The 21,688-nt window shown below is 45.5% G+C and carries 22 protein-coding genes and 2 riboswitches; of the genes, 15 read left to right on the top strand and 7 right to left on the bottom strand.

Annotation, left to right across the window (positions count from 1 at the left end):
• The first annotated feature begins 7 nt into the window (after positions 1-7).
• On the top strand, positions 8-196 hold the full coding sequence (locus tag MKY54_RS02655; protein WP_076124477.1) for a hypothetical protein: 189 nt from the start codon (positions 8-10) through the stop codon (positions 194-196).
• A 459-nt stretch (positions 197-655) separates the two neighbouring features.
• Here MKY54_RS02655 and MKY54_RS02660 read toward each other — a convergent pair whose 3' ends face one another.
• From MKY54_RS02660 to MKY54_RS02670, 3 genes are all read right to left on the bottom strand, one after another.
• Entirely contained in the window at positions 656-1,015 is a 360-nt protein-coding gene (locus MKY54_RS02660) for a hypothetical protein (protein WP_143766455.1), read from the bottom strand.
• 134 nt (positions 1,016-1,149) lie between these two features.
• A complete protein-coding gene (locus MKY54_RS02665) occupies positions 1,150-1,671 on the bottom strand; it encodes a hypothetical protein (RefSeq protein WP_076302352.1) in 522 nt (173 codons plus the stop codon).
• Positions 1,672-1,685: 14 nt separating this feature from the next.
• Positions 1,686-2,240 (bottom strand): hypothetical protein, encoded by a 555-nt coding sequence (locus MKY54_RS02670; protein WP_076124474.1) that lies wholly within the window; start codon positions 2,238-2,240, stop codon positions 1,686-1,688.
• A 68-nt stretch (positions 2,241-2,308) separates the two neighbouring features.
• Positions 2,309-2,473, bottom strand: a riboswitch (cyclic di-AMP (ydaO/yuaA leader).
• 419 nt (positions 2,474-2,892) lie between these two features.
• Positions 2,893-3,082: riboswitch (cyclic di-AMP (ydaO/yuaA leader) on the top strand.
• Positions 3,083-3,333: 251 nt separating this feature from the next.
• Between MKY54_RS02670 and MKY54_RS02675 the strand changes: the two genes are divergently transcribed.
• The 5 genes from MKY54_RS02675 to MKY54_RS02695 all read left to right on the top strand — a co-directional run bounded on the left by MKY54_RS02675 (position 3,334) and on the right by MKY54_RS02695 (position 10,786).
• Complete coding sequence (locus MKY54_RS02675; protein ID WP_076124472.1) at positions 3,334-3,750, top strand: hypothetical protein; 417 nt, start codon at positions 3,334-3,336, stop codon at positions 3,748-3,750.
• Positions 3,751-3,966: 216 nt separating this feature from the next.
• Entirely contained in the window at positions 3,967-5,643 is a 1,677-nt protein-coding gene (gene kdpA, locus MKY54_RS02680) for a potassium-transporting ATPase subunit KdpA (protein WP_076302353.1), read from the top strand.
• A gap of 16 nt (positions 5,644-5,659) precedes the next feature.
• On the top strand, positions 5,660-7,693 hold the full coding sequence (gene kdpB, locus MKY54_RS02685) for a potassium-transporting ATPase subunit KdpB (protein ID WP_076124469.1): 2,034 nt from the start codon (positions 5,660-5,662) through the stop codon (positions 7,691-7,693).
• A gap of 55 nt (positions 7,694-7,748) precedes the next feature.
• Complete coding sequence (gene kdpC / locus MKY54_RS02690) at positions 7,749-8,357, top strand: potassium-transporting ATPase subunit KdpC (protein WP_339191108.1); 609 nt, start codon at positions 7,749-7,751, stop codon at positions 8,355-8,357.
• A 104-nt stretch (positions 8,358-8,461) separates the two neighbouring features.
• Positions 8,462-10,786, top strand: coding sequence for a histidine kinase (locus tag MKY54_RS02695; RefSeq protein WP_076124467.1), 2,325 nt, complete (start codon positions 8,462-8,464; stop codon positions 10,784-10,786).
• Between the two features lie 99 nt (positions 10,787-10,885).
• Here the strand turns inward: MKY54_RS02695 and MKY54_RS02700 are convergent, their stop codons facing one another.
• On the bottom strand, positions 10,886-11,125 hold the full coding sequence (locus tag MKY54_RS02700) for a glutaredoxin family protein (protein ID WP_076124465.1): 240 nt from the start codon (positions 11,123-11,125) through the stop codon (positions 10,886-10,888).
• Positions 11,122-11,448 (bottom strand): bacillithiol system redox-active protein YtxJ, encoded by a 327-nt coding sequence (ytxJ, locus tag MKY54_RS02705; protein WP_042123836.1) that lies wholly within the window; start codon positions 11,446-11,448, stop codon positions 11,122-11,124. Before ytxJ ends, MKY54_RS02700 begins: the two co-directional genes overlap by 4 nt.
• A 228-nt stretch (positions 11,449-11,676) precedes the next feature.
• On the opposite strand from ytxJ, the gene MKY54_RS02710 reads away from it, so the two are divergent.
• The 7 genes from MKY54_RS02710 (at position 11,677) to MKY54_RS02740 (ending at position 18,172) form a co-directional block, all read left to right on the top strand.
• The gene (locus MKY54_RS02710; protein ID WP_339189368.1) at positions 11,677-12,399 is read left to right on the top strand and encodes an SDR family NAD(P)-dependent oxidoreductase; all 723 of its coding nucleotides are present in this window, start codon (positions 11,677-11,679) and stop codon (positions 12,397-12,399) included.
• Positions 12,400-12,447: 48 nt separating this feature from the next.
• Positions 12,448-13,083 carry a ThuA domain-containing protein gene (locus tag MKY54_RS02715; RefSeq protein ID WP_076185171.1) on the top strand — a complete coding sequence of 212 codons (636 nt, stop codon included), beginning with the start codon at positions 12,448-12,450 and terminating at the stop codon, positions 13,081-13,083.
• A 145-nt stretch (positions 13,084-13,228) separates the two neighbouring features.
• Complete coding sequence (locus MKY54_RS02720; protein WP_076185170.1) at positions 13,229-13,621, top strand: MerR family transcriptional regulator; 393 nt, start codon at positions 13,229-13,231, stop codon at positions 13,619-13,621.
• A gap of 37 nt (positions 13,622-13,658) precedes the next feature.
• A complete protein-coding gene (trxA, locus tag MKY54_RS02725) occupies positions 13,659-13,985 on the top strand; it encodes a thioredoxin (protein ID WP_339189370.1) in 327 nt (108 codons plus the stop codon).
• 111 nt (positions 13,986-14,096) lie between these two features.
• The gene (locus MKY54_RS02730; RefSeq protein ID WP_143763881.1) at positions 14,097-15,845 is read left to right on the top strand and encodes a spore germination protein; all 1,749 of its coding nucleotides are present in this window, start codon (positions 14,097-14,099) and stop codon (positions 15,843-15,845) included.
• 27 nt (positions 15,846-15,872) lie between these two features.
• Entirely contained in the window at positions 15,873-16,964 is a 1,092-nt protein-coding gene (locus tag MKY54_RS02735) for a GerAB/ArcD/ProY family transporter (RefSeq protein ID WP_076179795.1), read from the top strand.
• Entirely contained in the window at positions 16,961-18,172 is a 1,212-nt protein-coding gene (locus tag MKY54_RS02740) for a Ger(x)C family spore germination protein (RefSeq protein ID WP_339189376.1), read from the top strand. Before MKY54_RS02735 ends, MKY54_RS02740 begins: the two co-directional genes overlap by 4 nt.
• A 17-nt stretch (positions 18,173-18,189) precedes the next feature.
• On the opposite strand, the gene MKY54_RS02745 is transcribed toward MKY54_RS02740, so the two are convergent.
• Positions 18,190-19,077 carry a CHAD domain-containing protein gene (locus MKY54_RS02745; RefSeq protein WP_076124450.1) on the bottom strand — a complete coding sequence of 296 codons (888 nt, stop codon included), beginning with the start codon at positions 19,075-19,077 and terminating at the stop codon, positions 18,190-18,192.
• 239 nt (positions 19,078-19,316) lie between these two features.
• Here MKY54_RS02745 and MKY54_RS02750 point away from each other — a divergent pair, with 239 nt between their 5' ends.
• Complete coding sequence (locus MKY54_RS02750; RefSeq protein WP_339189381.1) at positions 19,317-20,210, top strand: hypothetical protein; 894 nt, start codon at positions 19,317-19,319, stop codon at positions 20,208-20,210.
• A gap of 102 nt (positions 20,211-20,312) precedes the next feature.
• On the opposite strand, the gene MKY54_RS02755 is transcribed toward MKY54_RS02750, so the two are convergent.
• Positions 20,313-21,098 (bottom strand): carbon-nitrogen family hydrolase, encoded by a 786-nt coding sequence (locus tag MKY54_RS02755; protein ID WP_076223445.1) that lies wholly within the window; start codon positions 21,096-21,098, stop codon positions 20,313-20,315.
• Positions 21,099-21,256: 158 nt separating this feature from the next.
• Here MKY54_RS02755 and MKY54_RS02760 point away from each other — a divergent pair, with 158 nt between their 5' ends.
• On the top strand, positions 21,257-21,685 hold the full coding sequence (locus MKY54_RS02760) for a MarR family transcriptional regulator (protein WP_076304354.1): 429 nt from the start codon (positions 21,257-21,259) through the stop codon (positions 21,683-21,685).
• The last annotated feature ends 3 nt before the right edge of the window (positions 21,686-21,688 follow it).

A 21,688-nucleotide genomic window follows, 5' to 3' on the forward strand; every position in this document is an offset into this window, starting at 1 on the left:
GCTAATGATGTCTACAAGCGAACAATATACCATTATGCTTTTAATGAGTTCGGTATCGCTGGCTACGGTTAGTAGAATGCTTCCGGATGGCTCCACTTTTATGGATTTCGTTCAAGGCGTATTGACTGGTGTTGCTATAGTGGGGATGTTGGCAGGATTGTGGATGTACGGTAAGGCGCGTAAGAGTAAAGTGTAATAGTAGGAACTGAATTTTCGGGGGTATCCTAACAACCATTTATGGTTGTTGGGATATCCCCGTTTTTGAGTTGGCAATCTCTTTGTATACGAGCTGATATAGCTAACGGACCCAGCAGCACTTAAATGCAACAATCATCGAGATTTAGCAAGATATCGGACACTATAGTCGCTATTGGCATGAAAAATGGTGAATTAGTAGCTCTTTTAACCAAATAGTTGCACTGGAGTCCGATACTATGCTCAAAAGGCGATAAACGTGTAAGTAACGTCATCTGGGTCCGTAAGCCTTGGTGGAAGATGATTAGGGCTTGCTTTAAGACGATCCAAGACGTTCATCGCTCGAGATTTTTACTGGAGTCCGAACGCCGGCCATATTTGTGGAAAAGCTTCAATTAAAGGCTCCTGAGTCCGTTAGATGCTTCATGCGCTCAAAGATCGTTTGAATTCTAGTCAGAGACTAAATTATAGAAAGATTTGCGCTCGTTAGTACATCCGCTTGGGCGGTCATCTGCTCCCGTACAGCTCTAAGCTGTGCTTTCAATGCAGGAACACTTTTTTGCAGAATAATGCTTATTTGAGAAAGAGGCAGCTTTAAGCCGTACCACAATACCTTCACAAGCTGTTCCTCCCAAGGTAATGCCTTAGCCGATAGAAGCGAGCGCCGGGCAAAAGAATCAGCACACTGGCGAATACAAGTGCGGTAAGCGTGGATAGAGAATAACTGAGGATCGAATTCATCCTGACGATATATTTTATGAAGCTCTGTGAAGGTGCGTATAGTAACCTTGTCCGCCTCATTAGATTGTTCTAACAACATGGAACTAAGTACGTAGACTTCATTAGTATACTTTTGGACACACTCTGCAAATTTAGTACTGTAGGTGGACTCGGGAGGTAAGGGGTCAGGCATGGTGAAACACGATCCTTTCAGAATGAGAGATTTGCTTGAATCTATAATATAGAAAAGTAAGAGATTGATTTATTGATGAGATCAGCGGTGTCTGGTTCCGGGCAACTGTGTTTCTGCTGGGAGGTACTGGATAAAGCTTTGGAAGGTTTGTAGTAGAGCCGTTCACTTCTGGAATTGCTCCCCCCTGCTGCAACACTGTACAGACGCCCTTGCTGAATATGCCCTGCCAAGGATTTACCCTGGAGCTTGGCCTTTAAATCCTGCAAAGCACCCTGAACTAGCTCAAGCTTAACCTGCTCCCAATCTGAACCTTCGCGGCGGACCTTATCCAGCGCTTCCTCAAGACGGCAATGACAGATAGCCCGTAAAAAAGAACTCCATTTAATGAGATCGAAATTTTTGGTGTTGGCAGAGATCAGACAAGCCCCCCAGCTGCAACCTCCCTTACAGGTGAGTTTTAGAATACCATAACGGCAGCCTTCAGCCCCTTCCATTCCATAGTGGATAGGCTCGGGTTCATCCAATACAAATACTTCAATGCGGGATAGTCTGCGCTGGTCCATAGTAGGGTTCCTCCTTAGATTTCCAAAAGCTTTAAGTCTACATGATGAGTGACACTAGCCTTTTCTACACAAGCGAGCATTTCCATTTTATTCTCACAGACTGCGGTATGCTCTAGCCATAGTCGGAACTTCTCTTTCCGTATAACAGATAGATGTAAGGGAAAGGTGCTGCGGGATCTCAAGACATACCAACCGGCGCTTACATCTTTCCAAGGCTCCTTGAAGGCTGTAAACCACGGGAGTTTTTGGTGTGATGACCAATCCTGCTGCTGCTGTTGTTCTCGAATTTTTTTATATATCTCATATACAATCTTAGAGTCTAAACAGTCTTTACAAGAAGAAGGTGTGCTGAACTGGCGAAGGGCTTGGATCTGGTTCTGGCCAAATGCATAGCCTACAATGTACCTGTGATTATGTTCTTCGAACCACAAGGCCCCGAAACAAACGTAATTTAGACTTATCGGCTCAAGCAGCCCTTGATGTATCCCTAAATAATAGTGCTTCAAAACATTCACCCCATCCAGCGTGCTATCACCTAATAAGCTCAGGTAACGCAAAAACCGCAGCAAGAGGAGGACCTCTGCTGCGGTTTTGGATTACAGGCAGATATACCTGGGCCAAAGCGTGGCGGATCAAGGGTCTCTCTCTTTACGCTTACGAGGTTAGCTGTCGGATTCGGACGGTGAGAGTCGCCCTACCTATTGAGACTTATGCAGTCTCCTTTGGATTCACCCCAAGTAGGCCAGGTGGCCTGATGGTTCCCCCGTTCCCTGCGAATGCAGGAACTCAGCGTTGATTGTTTTTCATGAATTAGATTCAACCCGAATCATACTCTTTTCAAGATTTTCTGTAAAAAACGGAAAATGTTCTTTTAGAGCAATTTTAACCATATCCTGCCGACTACGACTGAAAAACGAGGTAAATAGGTATTTATGGCGTGTTATCGCGCCTCTTTCTCGCTCAGCCTCAGCTTCTTGCGTTTCTACCTATAATGGGAATTTGCAGTATTTTCGCTCTAAAAAGGTGAATAAAATCACATGGGTTATAGATAGCGATTAAACGCTCCAAACTCGAGTAAACAAGAGATATAGAGAGATTAGATATCAAGTAAGCGCTATCTAATGGGAAAATAGTTTTTAATTTGCATTATTTTGGCATCATTCAGGTTTTACAAGTCTTCGTGCATAAGAGTATGATTACTCCTGTTTCAACGACAATCGAATATTTGATCCGCTTAATTTCCGGTAAGGAAAGCGGGGGAACCAACAATCGGCAGCCGATGTGAGAGTCGGAAGCCGATTATGGGGTGAATCCTGTAGAGGGTGTGAGTGAGCTCGCATCTATACAGGTAGGGCGACTCTCACCGCCCGAATCCGACAGCTAACCTCGTAAGCGTATGGAGAGAGGATGAGTGCAATGTGACCGCTAGCGAGCCACAGAGGAGATCCTTTGTGGCTTTTTGCTGTGCTCTTAGAAGCAAAGCATTTATGGAGGCCTCCCCTAAGAGGTCGCTAAATTCATCATTAGCGGTATTTGTAAGGCAGCGTCTAATGACGTGACACAACCGAGCTTTAGGTTGTGCCCGAAAATGACGATAGGTCAACATCCTTTCGGAGATTTTCGTTGCCTCCTTGTTGTAAATGAGCAGGAGGAGAAAAAAAGATGACGGATCAGAATGAATATGTGCTTGTATGTGCGCCTACAAAGGCGGGAGAACATTTCATTAAACTTCTGAAGTTCAGGGGTATTAAGATGGCGGGATTAACCAACAATGTGGCTGAGAAAGCTTTACTTGAGGAGCTCGGGATTGAGCAGGTTATTCTAGTGGATACCCGCCATCAGAGCACTTGGTTTCGCCCATCGTTCCCGGTAGGCAGGGTATATCTGTTTGAGAGCAGCTTTCCGCTTTGCTGCCGCTATATTCAGATGTGCCGTACCTGGACGACACAGCCGATTTTTGTGATTACAAGTTCAATAAATCCTAGATTGGTCTATAAAAGACTTGGTGCGAGCTATGTAATCTATTCCCATAGTGGTGATGCTGATTTTCTAATCGATAGATCACCTCATCAAGGATAATGGAAGGAGTGCGGAAGATATGATGGATCTGTATATGGTGGCTTCGTTAGCTGTAATTTACGGGTTATTTTATGGCTTTATGCGCTGGTGCGCAGGTGTAGTTGAGGATACGGGGAGGGATAAGCTGTGATTCTAGTAATCGCTGTTACCCTACTGTTGTTTATATATCTGGTTTACGCGTTGATTCATCCTGAGAAATTTTAAGGAGGGGCATTCATGGGCATTTTGCAAATAGTCGTCGTAATTGTAATTCTCATCTTGCTGGTCAAGCCGATGGGAACGTATTTATATCATGTATTTTCTAACGAACCGAATCGTACGGATCGCTGGTTTGCAGGCACAGAGAAAGGTATTTATAAGCTGATCGGCCTGAAAAAACGGGACGGAATGTCCTGGAAGAAGTATGCACTCAGCTTTGTTTTAACTAATATCGTACTGGTTGCTTTCAGTTATATTTTTCTAAGATTACAGCGGGGATTGCCGCTGAACCCGAATGGAATTGCCGATATGGAACAGACGCTTTCATTCAATACGGTGATCAGCTTTATGACCAATACGAACCTGCAGCATTATAGCGGGGAGACGGGACTATCGTATTTTTCACAAATGGCAGTCATCACGATGATGATGTTCACGTCTGCAGCGAGCGGATTTTCTGTTGCGGTTGCTTTTGTCAGAGGGATTACAGGACAGAAATCAGTCGGGAACTTTTTCGAGGACTTCGTAAAAGCACATATTCGTGTATTCATTCCATTAGCTCTGCTAGTTTCATTGGTGCTGGTAGGATTGCATGTGCCACAAACGCTCAAGCCATCGCTTGAGGTCACTACACTCGAAGGGCAGACGCAACAAATCGCTATCGGTCCAGTCGCTTCTTTGGAATCAATTAAACACTTAGGTACGAATGGTGGCGGCTTCTTCGGAGCCAATTCAGCGCATCCTTTTGAGAACCCTAATCCACTTACGAACGTTCTGGAGATTCTCTCTATGTGGATGCTGCCAGCCTCTCTGCCATATATGTACGGATTGTTCGCTAAGAACAAACGTCAGGGCTGGGTGATTTTCACAGCAATGATGACCTTGTTCGTACTACTGCTGGGATTGAATTATTATGCGGAAACCAAAGGCAATCCAGCTATCAATGCGCTGGGGATCGAGTCTTCGCAAGGCAGCATGGAAGGTAAAGAGGTGCGTTTTGGTATCCCGCAATCTTCGCTGTTCACTTCGGTAACAACGGCAGCTACGACAGGTAGTGTTAACAATATGCATGATACGCTGACACCGCTGGGTGGCATTACCCCTCTGGCCCTAATGATGCTCAACAACGTCTTCGGGGGAAAAGGTGTCGGACTAATCAATATGCTGATGTATGCCATCATGGGTGTCTTCTTATGTGGACTAATGGTTGGCAGAACACCAGAGTTTCTCGGGCGAAAGATAGAAGCCAAGGAGATGAAGCTAATTGCGATTGCTATCCTTGTGCATCCGTTCATTATCCTTGTACCAACAGCAGGTGCGTTCTTAACGGACTTGGGCAACGGTGCCATCACGAATCCCGGATTCCATGGACTTAGCCAAGTGTTATATGAATATGTCTCTTCTGCCGCGAACAATGGTTCAGGATTTGAAGGGCTTGCGGACAACACCACCTTTTGGAATGTTACAACCGGGATCGTAATGCTGCTTGGCCGTTATGTCTCTATAATCGCGATGCTGGCAGTTGCAGGCTCACTGATCCAGAAGAAGCCAGTTCCTGAGACGATTGGCACATTCCGCACAGACAATGGTCTGTTCACCGGAATTCTGATTGGTACCGTTGTAATTATCGGGGCTCTGACGTTTCTGCCAGTCATTGTGCTCGGCCCGATTGCAGAATATTTGACCTTACGGTAGGAAGAGGGAGAACAAGATGAGTACTGTAAAAAGAAAAAAGCTGCTGACGGGACCCATACTCCTAAGCGCTGTAAAGGATAGCTTTATTAAGCTTAACCCGGTGACGTTAATTAAAAATCCGGTCATGTTCGTAGTCGAAATCGGTACGATTATTGTATTGCTTATGGTACTGGCCCCCGGATATTTTAATGCAGAGAAATCGGTAGGCTTCAATATCACAGTGTTGTTCATTCTGCTATTCACAGTGCTGTTTGCCAACTTCGCTGAAGCGCTGGCTGAAGGCCGCGGGAAAGCCCAGGCGGATTCACTCAAGAAAACGAAACAGGATATCACAGCTAACAAACTCGTTGGAGGGTCTGTGAAGACCGTTTCTTCTTCCGAGCTTCGTAAAGGAGATATTGTCATCGTCAGTCAGGGAGAACTTATCCCTGGCGATGGTGAAGTAATTGAAGGGCTGGCCTCCGTAGATGAATCTGCAATTACAGGTGAATCTGCACCTGTTATTAAGGAAGCCGGCGGAGATTTTGGCTCAGTCACAGGCGGCACCCGGGTAGTCAGTGATGAGATTAAAGTCAAAATTACCAGTGATCCCGGTGAGTCATTCCTGGATCGGATGATCTCCCTCGTTGAAGGGGCGAAACGTCAAAAGACACCCAATGAAATTGCACTAAATACACTCTTGATCAGTCTGACGTTGATTTTCCTGATTGTAGTAGTGACCTTGCGGCCAATTGCGACTTATCTGGGCGTTGATCTAGATATTCCTGTTATGATCGCCTTGCTGGTCTGTCTGATCCCGACCACAATCGGGGGACTGCTCTCCGCTATCGGGATAGCAGGGATGGACCGCGTCACACAGTTTAATGTCCTTGCTATGTCAGGGAAGGCCGTTGAAGCTGCCGGCGACATTAATACAATGATTCTAGATAAGACAGGTACGATTACTTTCGGAAACCGGATGGCGAGTGATTTTGTGCCTGTTGGAGATGAAACGGAAGCTGAGCTTACGGCTTGGGCAGCTATTAGTTCGCTAAAGGATGAGACTCCGGAAGGACGTTCGGTTATTGAGCTGGCTAAGAAGCTGGAGCGCAGCTATGACAGCAAACTTGCTGAAGGCGGAGAGTTCGTAGAGTTTAAGGCTGAGACCCGGATGAGTGGTATAGATCTACTTGATGGACGATCTGTTCGTAAAGGGGCAGTCGATTCCGTGAAGAAATGGGTACAGTCGAAGGGCGGAGTCATTCCCGCGAACCTCGACAGTAATTCCGATGCTATCGCTCGGATGGGGGGGACCCCGCTTGCTGTTGCGGTAGACAACCGGATTTATGGACTTATTTACTTAAAGGATACGGTTAAGCCAGGGATGAAAGAGCGGTTTGATGAGCTGCGAAAAATGGGAATCAAGACTATCATGTGTACAGGGGACAATCCGCTGACCGCAGCTACTATTGCCCGTGAAGCAGGGGTAGATGATTTTATTGCAGAGAGTACACCTGAGGATAAAATAGCGGTTATCCGCCGTGAGCAGAACGAAGGCAAGCTGGTGGCAATGACTGGTGATGGTACGAATGACGCACCTGCCCTTGCCCAAGCTGATGTGGGCTTAGCGATGAACAGTGGGACTACAGCCGCTAAGGAAGCAGCAAACATGGTTGATCTGGACTCCGATCCCTCGAAGATCATTGAGGTTGTAGCTATTGGTAAACAGCTACTGATGACGCGGGGCGCGTTGACAACGTTCAGTATTGCGAATGATATCGCTAAATACTTCGCAATTATTCCGGCAATGTTCATGCTCGCTATTCCTGAAATGGAAGCCCTGAATGTCATGGGATTGGGTTCACCTAGCTCGGCAATTATATCTGCATTAATATTTAATGCGATTATTATTCCGCTGCTGATCCCATTGGCTATGAAAGGTGTCTCGTATAAAGCGATGAGTTCTACGAAGCTGCTGGGACGTAATATTTTTATCTATGGTTTAGGTGGAGTAGTCGTTCCTTTTGCGGGCATCAAACTTATTGATTTGCTCGTAAGTGTATGGATATAACAACGGATTGACTAATCATTGAAAGGGTGAAAGCATCGTGAATAACAGAAAATCGATTGCGGACGCTGAAGAACAGTTGTCATCATCGAAGGGTGCTAATTTCTTTATTATATTACGGCTATGTCTAGTGTTTGTTGTTCTTTGCGGAGTGATTTATCCTCTGACTACTACAGCGATTGCTCAAGTTCTGATGCCATCGCAAGCAAACGGCAGTCAGCTGAAGAATGACGCTGGAGTAGTTGTGGGCTCAGAACTCATCGGGCAAAGCTTTACGGACCCGGCATTATTCCATGGCCGTGTATCCAGCATTGATTATAAAGCGGAAGCTTCAGGCTCCAATAACTACGGCCCATCCAACCTGGATATGCTGCAGCGGACGAAGGATTCCATTACACAGTGGCAGCTGGATAATCCGGATGTGCCTGTAAACAAGCTGCCGGTTGATTTAGTAACCAACTCAGGTTCAGGTCTTGATCCGCATATCACTCCTGCGTCAGCAATCGTGCAGATTCCCCGGATCAGTAATTTGACCGGGATTCCAGCTACGCAGCTGGAAGAGCTAGTGAATAAGCAGACCGAAGGTCGCGATCTAGGACTGTTTGGTGAAAAGCGGATAAATGTTCTGAAGCTGAACATGGAGCTGCAGAAATTAACGAACAAATAAATATAGCTAATATCCCTGCCCGATTGTTCAAACTGGGTCAGGGATATCTTGCTTTCTGGCATAGAAGAGTGAATGGATGAACGGGTTATTAAGGAGTGGTCTTGATGGGAACATATCGGAGGAAGACGCCGGAGGAACTGCTGCTCTCTATTTATGAGCTGCATCGTGGACGCCTGAAGATCTATATAGGTCCGGTCAGTGGATCAGGCAAGACCTATCAGATGCTGCGTGAGGGTCAGGCGCTGAAAGCACAGGGCATCGATGTTGTAATCTGTGCGGTTTCAACCAACCAGAGTCCAGAAACAAGGGATCAGCTGGGTGACTTGGAACGGATTCCAAGTATTCATTGGTTTCAGAAGGAGATCGAGAAGAAGGATCTGGACGTGGAGGCCATTGTGGCACGTAATCCAGAGGTTGTACTGACCGATGGATTGGCTCATCATAATCGCGAGGGTGCGGAGAGATCAACTAGGCTGGAGGATATCAAATATTTATTGGGCTGTGGAATTAGTGTCATCACAACTGTAAACGTATACGAGCTGGAGGGCGCAGCAGATCTTGCGCGGAAGTGGACGGGGATTGAGGTGGAATATTCCTTGCCTGCGGAAGTGCTCACCCTTGCAGATGATATCGTTCTAATTGATGTGACTCCGGAAAAGATACTTCAACGTTTGTCCGAAGGACATTTGGGCAAGAAGCAGCGGACTTCGCTTTTTAACAAAGGGAATCTAAGCAAGCTGCGGGAGCTGGCGCTGAGAATGGTTGCGGAGGATGTTAATGGTTCGCTGGAGAAGCATCGGGAGGAGCAAGGATTGCTGGGGGCTTCGGGGATTGCCGAAAAAGTGTTGGTGTCCGCACAGTATTATTGGAATGGCTCGATTCATATCCGCCGTGGGCAGCAAATCGCTAAACGGTTAAACGGAGATCTGGCGGTGGTATCCTTCTGGAAGCAGGGCCTGACGCCCTCTAAGGAAGCAGCAACCTTCAAGCGATCCCTATGGAAGCTGACTGAGAAGATTGGGGCCTCGATGGAGGAGATTTCTTTTCGCTCGAAGAGGGAGATTCCGGGACTTCTAGTGAAATACGCTATCCAGCATAATATTACCCGTATCGTTATGGGTCACTCTAAGCAAACGGCGTGGCAGGAGCTGTGGAAGGGTTCGATTGCTAACTCATTGTTAAAGCAAATCCGCGGAGTAGATGTGTTTTTCGTGGCTGATCGTGCTGAGCGTGAGGGAGAACGTGTTCTTCCTACCCGGCAGAGCCGAAATGAGCGGAAAGCTGATGCTTATCACAGATTAAGCACTCAGGAAGTAAAGGATAAAATCGATGCGATTCGTGGGGGCACATTTAAAGTGTACATTGGTGCTGCTCCCGGGGTGGGCAAGACTTATAAGATGCTGCGAGAAGGAAATGATCTCTTAAAGAGAGGGATCGATGTTGTTATTGGACTACTAGAAACGCATGGACGTAAAGAAACGCTTGAACAGATCGGTGAGCTGGAGATCCTTCCGCGACTGAGCATTGACTATCGGGGGGCTGTCCTTGAGGAAATGGATACGGCAGCTATTATTAAGCGTAATCCGGAGGTCGTACTGGTAGATGAACTGGCACATACCAATATGCCGGGCAGCAAGCATAAGAAGCGGTATATGGATGTTATGGAGTTATTGGATGCGGGGATCTCTGTAATCTCCACTGTGAATGTTCAGCATTTAGAAAGCTTGAATGATGCAGTAGAACAAATTACCGGAGTTAGAGTTAGAGAGACTTTCCCGGACAGCATTCTGCAACGGGCCGACGAAGTTGAACTTATCGATGTATCCCCCAAAACACTGCAAGAGCGGATGAAGGATGGAAAAATATATGCGATGACCAAAGTGGATCAGGCGCTGGGGGCTTTTTTCAAAATCGGCAATCTAATCGCCCTCCGTGAACTGGCGCTGCGGGAAATTGCTGATGATGTGGATGAACGTCTGGAGGCCTGGGAACGTGTCGGGTCGCTGCGGGGACCTTGGCGGCGGCAGGAAGTGATCTATGTGTGCATCACCTTAGGAGATCATGCGGAACGTCTGATTCGGCGCGGTTTTAGGATTGCCTATCGTCTAAAAGCTTGCTGGTATGTTACGTACGTACAGGAATATAAGCAGAGCGGGCCTTCTTACGATAAACGAATTAATGATTTGAAAGAATTGACGGAACGACTGGGTGGAACGTTTAAGATGATTCCTAACGTGCTCCCGGCACGAGTGTCTTCCTTGCTGCTTGAAAGGTCTCAAGCCTTACAGAGCACACAGATTATTATCGGCCAGTCCCAACGCTCATGGGTGCGCAAATGGCTACGCGGGGATGTCACTAAACAGATTTTGCGTTCGGCCAGAAATGTAGATGTACTGGTCGTGGCAAATCTTATGCGTGAGGAACCCTAAGCTTTAGAACAATGAAAAAAAGGGATTCCTTGCCGAGTGGCTGCTGGAATCCCCTTTTTTGTAAGCATATATCAAGTGCTAAATAATTAAACGGATGAATTACTGAGCAGCTTCGAGAAGTGCTTTCAGCTCGGGAAGATTGAATCCTTTGGTGGCGTGATCCCCTGCTACAGTAACAGGAACACCCATGAAACCAAGCTTTTCGACTTCCTCTTGATAGACGGTGCTAGTCATAACATCTCTTACTTCAAAAGGGATACCTTGCTCCGTAAGATATTGTTTGACCAGATTACAGTCGCTGCAGCCTGCTGTTGAATAAACAATCACTTGCTGGCTCATTGGTTCACAGCCTCTTTGATAGCATCTCTTGTGATCTTCCAGTGGGAAGTGTTCCAGCGGACCTCATTATCCTCAAGCAGGAAGAGCTGTGGAGATTCATGCTTAATCCCGAAATCCTCGGCAATTTGATTGGAAACTGGACGATCCTCGATGACTAGAACTACTGCTGCTGCAGTATCCGCATCCTTTAGATAAGCCTGGAATTCTTCATTAGCTTTGGCGCTAATCGGGCAGGTAGTGCTGTGTTTGAACAGCAGCTTCTTGCCAGGTTTAGCCACATACTGCTCAAGATCTTCCAATGTATGAAGTTGTTGAATAGACATAGATATCACCCTCCTGGGATCGTTATTTTACTAACCATTGTGTTGTTAACAACCTGTAATCATGATTGTAACATATATTAAATTTAAAACAAAAAGGATTCTGGAGCAGCTAATCCAAGGATGACTAAACCCTCATTTTAGTGCGTTGAAAAAAAGAGGACGGCATGCTAAGGTGAAAGGAAGACAACTTGCTTCAATAATCCTTACTAGGTAGGAGTGTTGATAAGAATGAACAGAGTTGCATGTGTGACTGGAGCTGATCGGGGTCTCGGATTGTCTCTTGTGCACTCTCTTTTAGAGAAACAGTTCTCAGTATTTGCTGGACAATACATGAGAGATACAGATGAATTGAAAGCGCTTAAAGAGGAGTATCCGGAACAGCTGGAACTTATTCCACTCGATATTGGTAGTAAGGACAGTGTAAAGCAGGCAGCAAGGGCTATCGCCAGCAGAACTGGGCATGTTGATATTCTTATTAATAATGCCGGAATTATTCATTCCGCAGATGATGCTACGATGCTGGTGGATATGGATGATGAGGGCATGGCGGAGATTTATAATGTGAATACGCTAGGCGCGTTGAGAGTCAGCAATGCACTTATGGGACTTTTATTGCAAAGTAAGGATAAATTGATTGTTAATATTTCTTCGGAAGCGGGCAGCATTGGCAGAAATAAACGTATTAATATGTACGGCTACTGCATGTCTAAGGCGGCTCTCAATATGCAATCCTCCCTGATGCACAATCATCTAAAGACGCTTGGGGGTCAAGTGATGGTGTTTCACCCCGGCTGGATGAAGACTTATATGCATGGCGAAAAAAATGAGCAAGCGGATATTTCATCCGATGTGTCTGCAGACCAGATTATAAGTCAGGTTATGGAGTATAAAAAGCATCTAGGGGATGAGCCGGCCTATCTTGATGTGGATGGAAATACATGGCCTTGGTAGATGGTCTTCCCGTAATCAAAAAAGTACACGAAGAAAGGCGATGATAGGATGTCTACACTAAAAGCACTGGCACTCGGAAGTTATTCGGAGGTTAAATATCACCCATTTGCGGGAGTAGACCGGGAGATTGAGCAGATCCTTGCCAATGACCTGCAGGTATTCTCCTCGGAGGATTATGGGCTGCTTAATAAAGAAACATTATCTGATTACAAGCTGGTAATCTCCTATACCGAATTCTCCGATGATAAAATACCGGCGGAACAAAGCAGCGCATTGCTCTCCTATGTGGCTAACGGTGGTGGATTACTAGTGGTACATAACGGAATCTCCTTACAGCGTAATCAGGAGCTAGGCGCTATGCTGGGAGCGCATTTCACTCATCATCCAGAATTCACTTCGCTCCAGATGTCCATACCGGCACGGGAGCATCCCATTATGCAGGGGATCGAAGAATTTGTGATCGATGATGAGCCTTATTATTTTGAGCAGCATCCCTATTTCGAAACAACTGTGCTTATGGAATATCCTCATGATGGGGCAATGAGGCAGGCGGCTTGGTGCCATGAATTTGGTCTAGGCCGGGTTGTTTATTTAATGCCTGGTCATCATTTGCCGTCATTTTCCGTAGAGCCCTTTCGCCAGATGATTCTTAGAGGTGGACTTTGGGCGGCAGGATTATTGTAGGATATAAGCGGATATACCTGTTGTAACATAAAACACGAGTCCAACTGCGGGTTAGCTGCGGTTGGATTTTTTTTGTTGACTCTAACATTGGTGTCAGGGTTTATACTGGTGTAGAACAATTCTCATGAACCCCGGGGAGAATGCTATGAAAATAGGTGAGCTTGCTAAACTGACGGGCGTAAGCGTCCGTTCACTTCGTTACTATGAGAGTCAAGGATTAATCTCGCCGATCCGTCAGGCCAACGGATATCGGGAGTATTCTTCACTTGCTGTAGAGACGGTAGAAACGATTAAACTATATTTGAACCTGGGTCTGTCGACAGAGCAGATCGCGGGCTTTCTACATTGTGTCTTGAAGAACAAAGAAGCTTTCTGCGCAGAAGTGATGCCACTATACCGCAGTAAATTGGAAGATATTGAACGTCAGCTTGTAGAGCTGAATCAGATCAAGAGGAATTTGGAAGAACGAATGGCATCTATTCTGCAGGAGCAGGATGAGAGCAAGTTGGGAACGTGTCCACTGGAGAACTTGGAATAGTACTGCTGGTGTTGAAAAATATGAGGAGGAATGGCAAATGTCTATTATAAATGCCGATAGTGCGGATTGGGTGCGGTCAGAAATACGTGGTGGAGGAACGGTACTGGTGGATTATGGTGCGCCATGGTGCACCCCTTGTAAGGTGCTGCTGCCTGTTCTGGAAGATCTTCACCAGGAATATGGAGACGATGTTTCTATTGTTAAGGTGAATTGTGATGAACTGCCGGATTTGGCTGGAGAAGCGGGTGTTATGGGGATGCCTACAGTCATTGTATATAAAGAGGGGCAGCCCGTGGAAAAGCTGGTCGGTCTGCGTCCGAAAGCAGCCTACCAAGGCATACTGAACAAGGTTCTTCAAGCATAAGGCGATAATTTTAAAGATGAAATTAGGGAGACTCCATATTGTGGGGTCTTTTTTGCGTGCATGATTTACCCATCTTCGGTAAAAAATACGAACACAGTTATAAAGGAGGTGATGAGGGTGTGGAATATTATTCTAGAGATAATTCCTAAATGGAGTGTGATTTTCCAAGCTATTATGATCTTTTTCGTTCCGTTTATTCTAATCCGGATGATGAGTTGGGCTAATGTAAAGGAAGATACGATAAGTACTAGAGCAAAAAAAGCTGCCGGCAGCATAGGTGGTGGGGTTCCTTACGGAGAAGCATCTCTAGGTTCTAGCAATACGAAAAAGGTTACTAAGGCGGACGATTCCGTTGGAATCAGTGAAGAATCTCCTACAGGAGCAAGCTATAGCGGTCAATTTCGGGAGGATTTGCAAAGATTTAAAGAGATGAGCACAGATATGCATGATGTGAGTTTTCGGGAGTTGCGTATCGGAGGTATAAAGCTGCAAGCGGCCCTTATATTTGTAGATGGACTGACAGATAAAGATAAAATGGATCGGAATATTCTGAAGCCTTTAATGGATGCCTATAAGGTTTTTAAGGATCCCCATACGATACCGGAAGCAAAGGATCTAAAAGATATTCTCATTCATGAGATCGTGCTTATTTCGGAAGTTGAGTTTACGGATAATGTGAAGCTCTCCCTTCAAAAGGTATTGTTCGGCTCTGTAGTGCTGTTAGTAGAAGGGATACCGGAGGCTATTGTGCTCAGCACCCCGAAGGGGAACACAAGAGGGATAGAGGAGCCTGAATCAGAAGCTGTCTTGCGGGGATCTCGAAGCGGATTTAATGAGACGTTAAGTGATAACACGGCATTACTGCGCCGACATGGGCAGAGCACAGAGCTAGCCATGATTTCTTTTACTGTAGGAAAGAGGATGAAGAAGGATCTGGTTCTAACTTATATCAAAGATATCGCGAATGATGAACTTGTCGAAGAAGTCAAACGAAGAATTAGGACGATTGATATAGATGATGTGCAAGAATCTGGTTATGTGGAGCAATTAATCGAAGATAATAGCTTCACGCCATTCCAGCAGATTCAGAATACGGAAAGACCTGACCGCGTAATGGCAGCGTTATTGGAAGGGAGAGTAGCTATCCTGCTGGATGGCACACCCTTTGCCTTGATCATGCCCGTGTCCTTCGGGATGCTGTTGCAATCCCCAGAGGATTATTACGATCGGTGGATGGTGGGGTCGTTGGTGCGCTTACTGCGTTTTCTCGCCGCATTGATATCAATGTTTGCACCGGCACTATATATTTCCTTCCTCTCCTTTCAGCCGGGATTGATTCCGACAAAGTTGGCCATTTCAATCATCAGCTCCCGCCAAGGTGTACCTTTTTCGGTATTAATCGAAGCTTTGATCATGGAGACCTCAATCGAAATATTACGGGAGGCTGGACTCCGGCTGCCTAAACCTATCGGTCCCGCGATGGGGATTGTTGGCGGTCTAATCATCGGCCAAGCCGCGGTAGAAGCGGGAATTGTGAGTCCAATTCTAGTCATCGTTGTTTCAGTTACAGCAATCTCCTCCTTCACCATCCCTATGTATAGTGCGGGAATGACGCTGCGTATGCTCCGTTTTATAGCGATGTTTTCTGCAGCAGTCTTTGGATTATATGGAGTTGTGTTATTTTTCCTTTTCCTGAGTGCCCATTTAATCAAGCTAAAAAGCTTCGGCATGCCTTATCTTGGCATGTTTATACCTTATAAGATTAAGGATTGGAAAGATTTTATATTCCGTATGCCACTGCAATTTCTAACAGGCCGCCCTACGCTGTTGAAGCCGAAGGACCCCCGACGCAAAGGGTGAGAGATCGAAGTAAAGGAGGAAGCGAATATGAGTACCGAGGTGAAGGACCGAATTACTGCTGTTCAAGCGACGATCATATTAGCCAATTATACTATTGCGGCAGGGATACTTACACTTCCTCGGACGATTGTAGAGGCTAGTGAAACTCCAGACGTGTGGATCTCCGTTTTTTTAGGGGGAGTAATTACCTTTTTAACAGGTTTAATTATAGTGAAACTTAGCCAACGGTTTCCAGGTCAAACTATTTTTCAATTTAGCGGGAAAATCATTGGCAAGCCACTTGGAGTGATGCTCTCTATATTAGTGATTGTTTATTTTCTGTGTATAGCCAGTTTTGAAGCACGTTCCGTACAGGAAGTGACCTCTTTTTTTCTGTTGGAGGGAACCCCTCCTTGGGCTATTGTTGCTGTGTTTATTTGGATAGCCTTCTATTTATGCAGAGGAGGACTTAATGCTATCACTAGCATGTGTAGGTTGATTGTTCCGATTACTTGGACAGTTTTTGTTGGAGTATGCTTGCTTAGTATTGAAGTTTTCGATATCGATAATTTGCGGCCTTTCCTTGGAGATGGTTTAGGACCGGTATGGAAGGGCATCAGGCCAACCATTCTGACTTTTACTGCTGGTGAAGCGATGCTGTTCGTTGTTGCTTTTATGGATAAGCCACAAAAAGCAGTAAAGGTAATTATTGCTGGATCATGTATATCAACGTTCTTTTATCTTTTAGCTGTTGTAATGACTATTGGTGCGTTTTCTATAGATGGAGTGGTCACAAGAACTTGGCCATTTCTTGATCTAGTGAGAAGCTTTGAGGTGAATTATCTTATTTTTGAGAGGTTTGAATCGCTGCTACTGGTAATTTGGATTATGCAAATTTTCTGCACCTTCTGTATCACTATTTATGCTGCTGCTTTGGGAGTTTCTCAAATATTTCATAAACGATTTAATAGCTGCTTATTGGCTATACTTCCAGTAGCCTATGTAGTTTCCAGAATGCCACCAAATGTGAATGCTCTATTTGCATTAGGAACAGTCGTAGGTAATTGGATGATCGTTTTATTTGGATTAATTCCATTGCCGCTGTTGATCATCGCACATTTCCGGAGGGCGGCTTCATGAAAAAATGGAGAGTGTCGATTACATTTCTTATATTATGTACTTTGTTGACTGGCTGCTGGAGCAGCACACCTGTTGAGGAGTTAAGTATGGAGATTGGTGTTGCCCTGGACAGTGCGGAGGAGACAGGGGATGAGGAGGCAACACAGCAAGGAGGTGGGGGAAATCCCATGCCTGCCCAAATAATGAGTACCTATCAGTTTACGATTCCTCAAGGCTCAGGAGGGTCAGGTATGAAGTCTGGGGCTTCCCCATCCTCAACCAGAAATTACTATAACATGAGTGAAGTAAGTGATTCGATGTTTGAAGCATTACGGGCACTTTCACTGCGTACTAGACGTACTCCAATCGGACATCACCTTAAGGTCATTGTGATCGGTGAGAAGCTTGCACGCTCTACCAAGTTTTCTGAGTTAATTGATTTCTTTAGCAGGGATAACGATATCCGTCCCAGTGTTCTACTATATGTCAGCAAGGGAAAAGCCAGAGATGTATTGGAAAATGCGCTGCCGGGCCAAACCCCGTCATTTGTATTAGAGGGGATTTTTGTGAATAGAAGTCGGAGCACGAGGATATGGGAGCCGGTTTCAATAGCTAAAGTGGCGGGTCCTTTGCATGGTAAAAGAAGTTTCATGTTGCAGAATGTAATTTCTTTAGAAAAAGAGAAGGAGACAAAGCTGGATGGAGCAGGCGTAATTAAAGGGAAAACGGGAAAGCTCGTTGGTTTTTTAGATGCATCGGAGCTGGAAGGTATGGTTTGGCTGACTGGAAAGGGAGAGGGGGGTGCTCTCAAAGCATACGACCCGTCTAATAATAAGCTCATTACCTATGAAATCAAATCTCTGGGTAGTAAGTATAAAGCTAATGTGAAGGATGGGAAGATCTCTTTTCATGTGAAAATAGAATCTACGGGGAGATATGGTGAGGCTTTTGCCAAGAGTGCAAAGAAGTTACATGACGGCATTGTAAAGGAGGATAAAGCAGTGCTAGAGAAGCATGTCTTAGACATGCTTCAGGTCACTGTGAAAAAAATGCAGAAGGAGCTGCATACAGAGGTTGCAGGTTTCGGCAACGCTTTGCGTATTCAACATCCAGCCGTATGGCGGAGCGTAGAGGATAACTGGGATGAAACCTTTAGTGAGATTCCGATTACCTATGAAGTGAAACTAAATATTGAAGAGTATGGTGCATCAGATACATCGGCTGAATAGAAAGGACCATTTGCAATTTACTTCGTTTGTGTCTGGATAGGAATGACATCATTATGATGCAGTGCATCGAGCACTTCATCCTTTAATTGCGACGTGAAGGCATTCCATGCTTTTTTACCGATGTCCAGCTCTTCACGTCCAATAGCATTCAGTGTTTCCAGCCATAGACGTTTGTCGTTAATCAGCCCAAGTTGATCTTGAATCTCCTTATAGATCTCCTCATGCGCATGAAATTTCTGATTTAACGCAAAATCGGCCGCACTCGCGGTATAACGAAGTTCCTTAGCAGCGATTCTTAGCTGGTGCAAAGCGTCGAAGGCTTCTTTAGATTCGGCATTGTCTTCATGGAAAATAGCTTTACAGGTTTTTTTCTTCTGCTCATAAGCGATCTCAAGCTCACGCATAACAACGTTAACATTCTTTTTGGCGGCTAGGGCTTCAAGCTGCTCGCTTAGGAAGGTCTTCCACTTTTCCTCGAGGTCTTCATTGATTAGTTCAGGCAGCTCCTTAGCGAGCTTCTTGCGGTAAGTTTTGCGCTTGTCCTTTTGGTAAGCAATCACTGCCTTTAACAGGTCTGCAGTTTTGGAATCTCCGTTCTCCTTCGCTTGCTTGCGCTTGTTCTTGAAAGATTCTATTAGAACATCTGCATCTCTCACTTTACCTAATCTCTTTTGCGCTTTTTTGAAAATAGGGTACAGGCCTGAAGTGTGCCGCGGATCAAGAATGGATAATAGACTTAGCAGCTTACGGCAGTTCACTCTTGCCTGGTGGATATCTTCATCCGCGAATTTATTTAATGCGTCATGGCTGTAATCCCAAAAGTTGATATAAAGGTGGTTAAGGGCTTGTTCCCATTGCTTTGTTTTGGTTAGCTGTCGTTCTTTGGTCAGCTTGTCTCCTGTCATGCAGCATCACTCCTTAACGTTTGGGATAGCATGAATTTAGGTCTTCCCCTATTATGCTCTGGGGCAAGTCCATTTACTATAAGAATAGCGTTATCATAACCTCATTTCAATTCTCTACTCACAGCATGGAGACAGATCGGTTACAATATTACTATCATTATTTATACGGATAGGCTTGGATCTTTAGCTGGTAGAGAATAGCAGGTCTCGTGGCTCATATTCGGGAAAGAGGGGCTTTGGTGGATACTCGTGAGTATGATTCAATATTTAGTAAACTTCCTTCAGAAATGGGGCTCTTTCAACATCTGAGTGCAAGGGATGAGAGCAAAGGTATAGAAGTAGATAGTTTAGAGGATATGCTGGTCCCATTCGCTTTTGAGGAAACCTTATGCCGGGATGTTGGAGCGGGACTTATACCTCCTAGCTTACATCTGTGGAGTCATTCTGGTGGTGTGGCACTTGGACTTCGGGACAGTAAGCTACCGTGTGCAGCTCAGGCGATGCTTACGCTTGAGGCGCAAGGGATTAGAACAGCGGTTAGGCATTCCGGCGGGGCTGCGGTGCCTCTGGATGCAGGGATCATTAATGTTTCTCTAGTTCTGCCCAAAGGACGTGGAAGGCTGGACTTTCATGATGACTTTAAGCTCTTGGCTGCTTTGATCACGGAAGCGGTTGCTATAAGTCATCCACAGGCTGCGGCGCAAATTGAGGCTGGTGAGATTGTTGGTTCTTACTGCCCTGGTGATTTCGATCTGGCCATTGGTGGCCGGAAGTTTTGTGGTATTGCTCAGCGTAGGCAGAACAATGCTTATTTTGTACATGCATTTGTTGTAGTTTCTGGCTCGGGACAAGAACGCGGTGAACAAATCCGCGATTTCTATGCGCGAGCCTCCGGAGGAGACTCCTCATTAGCTTATCCACGGGTTCGTCCAGAGACGATTGCTGGACTGGGTGAACTCGGTGGACCTGAAGTGGCGAAAGTGTTTGTGGAGGGGATTATTCAGGCTTTAATTCGTCGTGGGGTCTCTCTTAGAGCATCCCGCATTTTGCAGCAAGAGACAGGATACAGCTTGGACTATGATGATCCACGTGTGCTCGATGCAACGCGGGTGCTGCGCGAGCGGTATTCCTAAGGGCTGAGCATGGGTTGGAGTCTGTTAAAAAAGGACGTAACGGAAAGCTGGATAATGCCAGCCTACGTAACGTCTTTTTTAATATTCAACAATGACGCTCTTTTAATTATACAACTCAGGACGTCTGTCCGAAAAAATCGGAATTTGTTTCCTAATCTCACGCACCTGATGTAAATCGATCTCTCCGGTTAGAATTTCTTCCTCTTCAGAAGCCTCACACACAATATCTCCCCAAGGATCAATAATCATTGAATGCCCAGCAAAGATATTGGCAGGATCGCTGCCTGCACGGTTGCAGGCTACAACAAAACATTGGTTCTCGATGGCCCGGCTGATCAACAGCGCCCGCCAGTGGGACAATCTGGGCAGTGGCCATTCAGCGCAGACGAACAGGATTTCCGCCCCTTGTGCGGTATGGGCGCGAACCCATTCCGGAAACCGGATATCATAACAGATTAGCCCTGCACATAAAGTATCGTCTAATGTAAATAGTCCTTTGGCTTCTCCCGGCTGCAGATACAAATGTTCATCCATCAGCTGGAACAAATGCAGCTTGCTGTATTGTCCGACGAGCTCACCTGATCGATTAAATACATACATGCGATTAGTTACACCAGTATCATTTCGGCTAGCGACAGAACCAGCGATGATATTGATGCTGTATTGTTTAGCCAAGCTGGAGATAAATGCCTTGGTAATTTCTCCTTCCGGATCGCCAATATCTTCTAAGCGAGTTAGATCATAACCAGTGGTCCATAGCTCAGGGAGAATCAGACAATCGGGGGCAGCGACAGCGGCTTCTTTTATTTTCTGGACAACAGCAGCATAATTCATAGCGGGATTGCCAAATGCTATATCCAGCTGAATCAGGGATATTCTCATAGGTATCCTCCTCTTTTGTTCAAGCGTATAGCACCGGATGAGGATAAGCAATGTTGATTTTTTAAAAATGATTTGATATATTAGTTGACGGGTCAATGATTATGCGTTAGTATAATTTCATACAAAACAATTGCATGCAATTAAATATAGAAAGGAGGTATATTTTGACGGAGTACTGTCCTGAGGAAGAACATATATTTGAACTGCTGCAGGCCTTAAACAAAGGAATCTCTCCAAAATTCGAACGTTGTGCAGGGATCAGTCCCACACGGCTTCGCCTCCTGCATGAACTGTTTCGGGTAGATGAAGTCAGCCAAATCAGTCTGCAAAAGGAAATGGATATTGATGCGGCAGCCGTCACACGTCATCTGAAGGGATTGGAAGAGAGTGGCATGATCGCTCGCCGCAATAACCCAGCCGATAACAGGGTCACATTGGTCTCATTAACCGATCAAGGTCGGGAAAGAATGGTTAAATATAGCGAAGAGAAAAGGCGGTTTATCGCTACTCTGCTAACAGGTTTTAACGATCAGGAGCGAGCAGTGCTCATTGATATGCTCAATCGTCTGCAATCTAATATCATTCTGTTGTAACTT

The organism is Paenibacillus sp. FSL P2-0121 (assembly GCF_037975345.1).
In the GTDB taxonomy this organism is placed as follows: Bacteria; Bacillota; Bacilli; order Paenibacillales; family Paenibacillaceae; genus Paenibacillus_AQ; species Paenibacillus_AQ odorifer.